This window comes from Megasphaera intestinihominis, from assembly GCF_040096415.1.
In the GTDB taxonomy this organism is placed as follows: Bacteria; Bacillota; Negativicutes; order Veillonellales; family Megasphaeraceae; genus Megasphaera; species Megasphaera intestinihominis.
The window spans coordinates 20,869-27,245 of sequence record NZ_JBBMEU010000030.1 but is presented as its reverse complement, the minus strand read 5'-3'; the positions used below and the strand labels follow the sequence as shown (position 1 = coordinate 27,245).

5 protein-coding genes are annotated in these 6,377 nt (G+C 57.0%); all 5 read right to left on the bottom strand.

The features are described from left to right. Window positions 1-256 precede the first annotated feature (256 nt). The 5 genes from aspS to WMO23_RS06330 are packed head-to-tail and all read right to left on the bottom strand — an operon-like array spanning window position 257 to window position 6,376. On the bottom strand, window positions 257-2,050 hold the full coding sequence (aspS, locus tag WMO23_RS06350; RefSeq protein WP_292298691.1) for an aspartate--tRNA ligase: 1,794 nt from the start codon (window positions 2,048-2,050) through the stop codon (window positions 257-259). Between the two features lie 7 nt (window positions 2,051-2,057). Beyond that, window positions 2,058-3,323 (bottom strand): histidine--tRNA ligase, encoded by a 1,266-nt coding sequence (gene hisS, locus WMO23_RS06345; RefSeq protein ID WP_292281503.1) that lies wholly within the window; start codon window positions 3,321-3,323, stop codon window positions 2,058-2,060. Beyond that, window positions 3,324-4,859, bottom strand: coding sequence for a coproporphyrinogen dehydrogenase HemZ (gene hemZ, locus WMO23_RS06340; RefSeq protein WP_292108026.1), 1,536 nt, complete (start codon window positions 4,857-4,859; stop codon window positions 3,324-3,326). It lies immediately after the preceding gene. Beyond that, entirely contained in the window at window positions 4,780-5,310 is a 531-nt protein-coding gene (locus WMO23_RS06335; protein WP_020310868.1) for a Fur family transcriptional regulator, read from the bottom strand. Before WMO23_RS06335 ends, hemZ begins: the two co-directional genes overlap by 80 nt. Further along, window positions 5,282-6,376: an AI-2E family transporter gene (locus WMO23_RS06330; RefSeq protein ID WP_292108027.1), complete on the bottom strand. Its 1,095-nt coding sequence runs from the start codon at window positions 6,374-6,376 to the stop codon at window positions 5,282-5,284. The genes WMO23_RS06335 and WMO23_RS06330 overlap by 29 nt, the downstream gene beginning before the upstream one ends. Between the last annotated feature and the right edge of the window lies 1 nt (window position 6,377).

The window sequence follows — 6,377 nt, the reverse complement described above, 5'->3', positions numbered from 1 at the left end:
CATTGACGTTTGTCAATGTGTCTGCTAGCGGCTCGTGGTTCGTAAACCAATCGCGTTCATTTGGGAAAGCCATTCACGGGATTCCCACAAGCGGGCCGCCTAGCCACACCTGTCCGTTTTGGCAACCGTCCTGCGCCTCTCGTTGGTCGGCACCTGACGGGCCAAAAAGGCTTAGGACGGCCCCTACGAAAGCGGTCCATAGGACCGCGCCACGAAAAAAAGCTTGTCGCACATGCGACAAGCTTTTTTCATCTCTCTATTTGCTTACCAAGTCTTCTTCTACCTGGATGTGGAGTTCATGCAGCTGTTTTTTGGTGACTGTCGACGGAGCTTCGCTCATGGGGTCGATAGCGTTCTGGGTCTTCGGGAAAGCGATGACGTCGCGGATGGACTTGCGTTTGAGCATGAGCATGATCATGCGGTCCAAGCCGAAGGCCAGGCCTCCGTGGGGCGGTGCACCGTATTCGAAGGCGCGGAGGAGGAAGCCGAATTTCTGTTCTGCTTCTTCCGGTGTCAGGCCGATGGCCTTGAAGACGCGCTGCTGTACGTCAGGCTGGTAGATACGGAGGGAGCCGCCGCCGAGTTCGATGCCGTTGAGGACCAAGTCATAAGCCTTGGCATAGACGTGAGCCGGGTCGGTTTCCAGTTTGTCCAGGTCTTCGTCGCGCATGGCCGTGAACGGATGGTGCATAGCGACGTAGCGGTGTTCTTCTTCGCTGTATTCGAACATGGGGAAGTCGACGACCCAGGTGAAGGCGAATTCGTCTTCGTCGATGAGGTTCATGCGGCGGGCCATTTCTTTACGCAGTTCGCCGAGAGCGGCTGCGACGACTTTCGGTTTGTCGGCAATCATGAGGACCAGGTCGCCCTTTTCAGCACCGCAGGCTTTACCGATTTCACGGAGCTTGTCTTCGCCAAAGAACTTCTTGATCTGCGATTTGAGCGTGCCGTCTTCGAGGAAACCGATCCAAGCCAGGCCCTTGGCGCCGTAGTGGCTGACGTATTCGACGAGGCCGTCCAGTTCACGACGGGGAATGTCGGCGTCGCCTTTGACGTTGATGGCTTTGACCTGACCGCCGTTGTCGATGACGCTGCGGAAGACTTTGAAGTCCGTGTCCTTGACGAGTTCCGTGACGTCCGTGAACTTCATGTCGAAGCGCAGATCCGGCTTATCGGAGCCGTAGTTTTCCATAGCGTAGTCCCAGGTCATGCGGTGAATCGGGAGCTTGACGTCGTGGCCCAGGGTTTCTTTGAAGATGTAATGTACCATCTGTTCGACGAGGGTCAGGATTTCTTCCTGGTCCATGAAGGACATTTCCATGTCGAGCTGGGTGAATTCCGGCTGGCGGTCGGCGCGCAAATCTTCATCGCGAAAGCAGCGGGCGATCTGGTAGTAACGGTCCATACCGGAAATCATGAGCAGCTGTTTGAAAATCTGCGGCGACTGCGGCAGGGCGTAGAATTTGCCTTCGTTGACACGGCTCGGTACGAGGTAGTCACGGGCGCCTTCCGGCGTGCTCTTGCAGAGTTCCGGCGTTTCGATGTCGATGAAGCCGTGTTCGTTGAGGAACGTGCGCATGGCATGTTTTACTTTATGGCGCATGATGAGGTTCTTCTGCATTTCCGGACGGCGCAGGTCGAGGTAGCGGTATTTGAGGCGGATCTTTTCGTCGACGTCGATGTTGTCTTCAATATAGAACGGCGGCGTCTTGGACGAATTGAGGATACGCAGTTCTTCGCAGCGGATTTCGATGGTCCCGGTCTTCATCTTGGGGTTGATCGTATCTTTATCGCGCATGCGGACGATGCCGCGTACAGCCAGGACGTATTCCGTACGTACCTGTTCAGCTTTATCGAAAGAAACCTTTTCATAGTCCGGCGAAGCGACGACCTGTACGATGCCCGTACGGTCGCGGAGGTCGATGAAAATCAGTCCGCCGTGGTCGCGGCGGCGTTCGACCCAGCCACTCAAGACGACTTCTTTGCCGTTGTCCGCTTCACTTACTTCAGCGCAGTATTGGGAGCGGTGTAAACCTTCCATTGTATCCATTCGTAAATCATCCCTTCTTGTGTGTTTCCATATATGCAACAATCCCATCAAGGGGAACGCTGACTTGTTCTTTGCTGGCCATATTGCGGACCTGGGCTTCACCGGCGGCTAATTCGTTTTCGCCGATGATGACCGTGTAATCGGCATTGAGCTTGTTGGCCGATTTCATCTGGCCCTTCATGCTGCGGCCCAGGAGGTCGATTTCAGCATAGAGGTCCTTTTCGCGGAGCTGCTGCTGCAGTTCGAAGGCCCTGGTCTTGGCCGCATCGCCAAGGGCGACGATGAAGACGGGCTGCTTCTTTTCGACCGGCGGCAGGAGGCCCTGTTCCTTCAAGGTCAGGAGCAGCCGTTCCATGCCGATGGCAAAGCCGATGCCCGGTGTCGACGGACCGCCGACTTCTTCGATGAGGCCGTCGTAACGGCCGCCACCGCAGACCGTGCTCTGTGCGCCCAAAGGAGCGTACATGATTTCAAAGGCCGTATTGGTATAATAATCGAGGCCGCGGACCAGGCGCGGGTCGAGGGTAAAGGGAATACCGATGGCCGTCAGATATTCCTGGACTTTGTGGAAATGTTCCTTGCAGTCGTCGCAGAGATTATCCGTGATCAAAGGTACGCCCATCTGCATCATCTTTTCGCCGTCTTCCTTGCAGTCGAGGACGCGGAGAGGGTTCTTTTCCAGGCGTTCGTTGCAGTCGTCGCAGAGCTGGTCCCGTTTGTCGGCAAAGAAATCGAGGAGCTTCTGGCGATAGACGGGACGGCACTTCGGGCAACCGACGGAGTTGAGGTGCAGGACCAGATCATTGAGGCCCAGTTCCCGGAAGAGCTGGAAGGCCATGGCAATGATTTCCGCATCGACAGCCGGGTCCTTGGAGCCGATTTCTTCGACGCCGAACTGGGTGAACTGGCGGTAACGGCCAGCCTGGGGGCGGTCATGACGGAACATGGGGCCCATGTAGTAGAACTTGTGGACCTGCGGGTCGCCGTAGAGCTTGTGTTCCAGGAAGGCCCGGACGACAGAAGCCGTATTTTCCGGGCGCAATGTCATGCTGCGGCCGCCGCGGTCTTCAAAGGTATACATTTCCTTGGTGACGACGTCTGTCGTTTCCCCGATGCCGCGTAAAAACAATTCAGTACTTTCAAACATAGGCGTGCGGATTTCGCCGAAGCCGTAGAGCGAGCAGATCTGGCGGATCTTTGCTTCCAGCAGCTGCCACTCTGCCGTCTGTTCCGGCAGAAAATCCTGCGTGCCTCTCGGTGCAGTAATAGCCATTTAAACATCCTCTTTTCCGTATATGATAGCACACAAACGGCGGCGCTGGGCTATTCTTTCGGCCAGCGCCTGCACATATGCATCGACGTCTTTCAGCATGTACACCTTTTCCAAGGTGTGGCCGTCGCGGCAGAGGAACTTCGTCGCCCCGCCCGGTCCGGCTGCCAGGACGGACTGCCGTTCTTCCATCATCTCGATATTATAGGCACTGACGCTGCCCGGCAGGGCATAGCCAATGTTGGCGAAGCTGGCTGCCATGTACTTCTGGCGGTACATGTAGTACGGCACATAGCCGCCGGCCGTCAGGATGGACTGACAGAGGCGGACCATATGGCCCGTTTCTTCGGCTGGCGGAATGGCGGCCCGCAATTCATGATGGAATAAGGGTGCCCGTTTTTTTAATGCTAACGTATGAATTGTAACATTTTCCGGGTGCAGTTTGCAAACAATTTCCATATTTTCCTGCATATCTGCCACGGTTTGCCCGGGAAGGCCGGCGATAAAGTCCATGTTGATGACGGAAAAACCCAGTTTCCGGCAGTTCTCATACATGGTGTAAATATCTTCGACCCGGTGGCGCCGGCCCAGGGCATCGAGGAGATGCTGCTGCAACGTCTGGGGATTGACGCTGATGCGATCGACACCGGCCTGGCGGAGCATGGCCAGCATGTCCGGCGTCGCCGTATCGGGCCGTCCCGCTTCGACGGTCCATTCGCAGGCTTCCGGGAAATTCCGGGCCAGCCGCGTCATCATCGCTTCCAATACCGGCAGGGGCAGGCACGTCGGCGTACCGCCGCCGACGTAGAGCGACGTGACTTCCAAGTCATAGGTCCGGCACAGGTCGGCCAGGTCGTCGAGGTCGGCCAGGACGGCATCGCGAAAAGCCGTGAGTTCCGCCTCCCCTTCCCTGCCGATGAGGCGCGACGGGAAGGAGCAGTACAGGCAGTGGCTGGGACAATAGGGAATCCCTACGTAGAGGGCCACTTTCCGGCCCCTGTCGGTGACGTAAGGCCGTTGGAGCCTGGCCATGGCCACCAGGTCCCGGGCGACGGCCGGCGCCACGCAATACGACGTCTGCAAGGCCCTTTCGGCCTGGTCGGCTGTGAAGCCCTGGTCGAAGAGGTGGTGGACCAGTTTCGTCGGCCGCACGCCGATGAGCGTCCCCCACGGGCTGGGTCCGTGGCCGCAGAAACGGTTATGCCAGTGGATGAGGCAGTCCTTGAGGGATGCCCGTTCCCGGTCCGTCCCGACGAGGCGGGCCTCAGAAGACCAGGGCGCCCCGCCGTCCTGGAAGGTACAGCGCACGTGGAGGTGGGCGCCTTCCTCGCGGACAGTGACGGCAGCCCCGACGTCGCGGACTTCCCGGCCGCCGACATAGCCCAGGGAGGCCATGACCTGCCCGACGAGGGAATGGAAGCGTTCCGGCCCGTCATAGGTATAGGTCTGGAGGGCCATCTTATTCCGCTTCTTTCGCAGCTTCGGCTTCTTTGGCCGCTTCTTCTTCCCGTTTCTTCTGGCAGGCTTCGCAGTAGCCATAGACTTTCAGCTGATGGTCGACGGTGTGGAAGTGGAGGCGCTTTTCCAGGATCGTTTCCAGCGTTTCCAGGAGGTCGTCTTCACATTCCCAGACCTTGCCGCAGCCCAGGCAGATGAGATGATGATGGAAATGGCCTTCATTGTCGCGGTCATTCAATTCATAGCGGCTGCAGCCGTCGTCGAAATCGAGTTTCTTCAAGAGGTCCATCTGGGTGAACAGGTCCAGCGTCCGGTAGACCGTAGCCAGGCCGATGTCAGGCGCCGTCTTCTTGACCAGCTCGAAGACTTCTTCGGCGCTCATATGGCGGATTGGGCTTTCGACGAAGGCCCGCAGGATGATCTGCCGCTGGGACGTCATCTTGCATTTCTTGAACTTGATCTTTTCTTTCATGCGTTTCATCATGGTATCCATGATTTCTTTCTTATTGGTTTCTGTTCTCGTTGTTTCCATTGTACTTCATCGCCTTTTCTTTATATGTATTGTAAAACCATAAATGTTTACACAAAATCTGTAAGACTGCCGTCACCGGGACGGTAAGGATCATGCCGGCTACGCCAAAGAGGGTCCCGCCGATGAGCAGGGCGATGACGATGACGACCGGATGCAGGCTGATGACGGCCCCCATGACCTGAGGCATGATGAGGTGGCTGTCGATCTGCTGGATGACGATATAGAAGATGATGACTTTCAGCGGCAGGGACAAACTGACCGTCGCGCTGAGCAGGATAGCCGGCACGGCGCCGACGATAGGCCCGACGATGGGTATCCATTCGGTAATGGCCGCCAAGATGCCGATGACCATGGGGTACGGTACGCCCATGGCCCACATGCCGAGGAAAGTCAGGGTGGCAATGATACAGCTCATGAGGATCTGGCCGCGGATGTAGCGGCTCAGGACGTGCTGTATTTCCTGGAAGAGGCCGGCCAGATGGCTGCGATAGCTTTCGGGAAAGATATCGACGAAGCTCTTGACCATGTGGCCGCCGTCTTTCATGAAGTAGAAAGTAATGATCGGTACGACGAAGAATTCGACGACCGTCCCGGCAATGGCAAAGACGGACTGGATGAGGTTGGTGATGCCCTCGATGCCGTAATTGCCGATCTTGACGAAGGCATCGTTGACGATTTTCTTGACCTGGTCCGGGATATAGAACTGGGTCTGCTCATTTTCAAGCTGCGTCACCAGGGCCGCCGTCTGTCTGACCAAATCGTTGAAGTTGGCTGCCAGCAGATTGACCTGGATGACCAGCGGCTTGACGATGATATTGGTAATAATCGTCACGATGACGATGAGGATGACAAAGGAGATGAGGATGGCAAGGTCGATGGGTACATGACGGCCGGTCAGGCGCCGCAGCCCTTTGATGACGCCATCGCGGATAGGCATGAGGATGAACGTCAGGATCAGGGAAATAACGACGGGCCAGTAGACGGCATGGACCGTGAGGAACAGCGCACCGGCCAGGATGGCCAGGGTGACGCGCATCCAGAACTCCGCGCCCTTATAGGCAACCATG

Bases quoted from the DNA above. Each gene is read 5' to 3' on its own strand.
- hisS (WP_292281503.1), bottom strand. From the start codon at position 3,323: ATGGCTATTACTGCACCGAGAGGCACGCAGGATTTTCTGCCGGAACAG.
- aspS (WP_292298691.1), bottom strand. From the start codon at position 2,050: ATGGATACAATGGAAGGTTTACACCGCTCCCAATACTGCGCTGAAGTA.
- WMO23_RS06330 (WP_292108027.1), bottom strand. From the start codon at position 6,376: ATGGTTGCCTATAAGGGCGCGGAGTTCTGGATGCGCGTCACCCTGGCC.
- WMO23_RS06335 (WP_020310868.1), bottom strand. From the start codon at position 5,310: ATGGAAACAACGAGAACAGAAACCAATAAGAAAGAAATCATGGATACC.
- hemZ (WP_292108026.1), bottom strand. From the start codon at position 4,859: ATGGCTACTGCGAAGCCTGCCAGAAGAAACGGGAAGAAGAAGCGGCCA.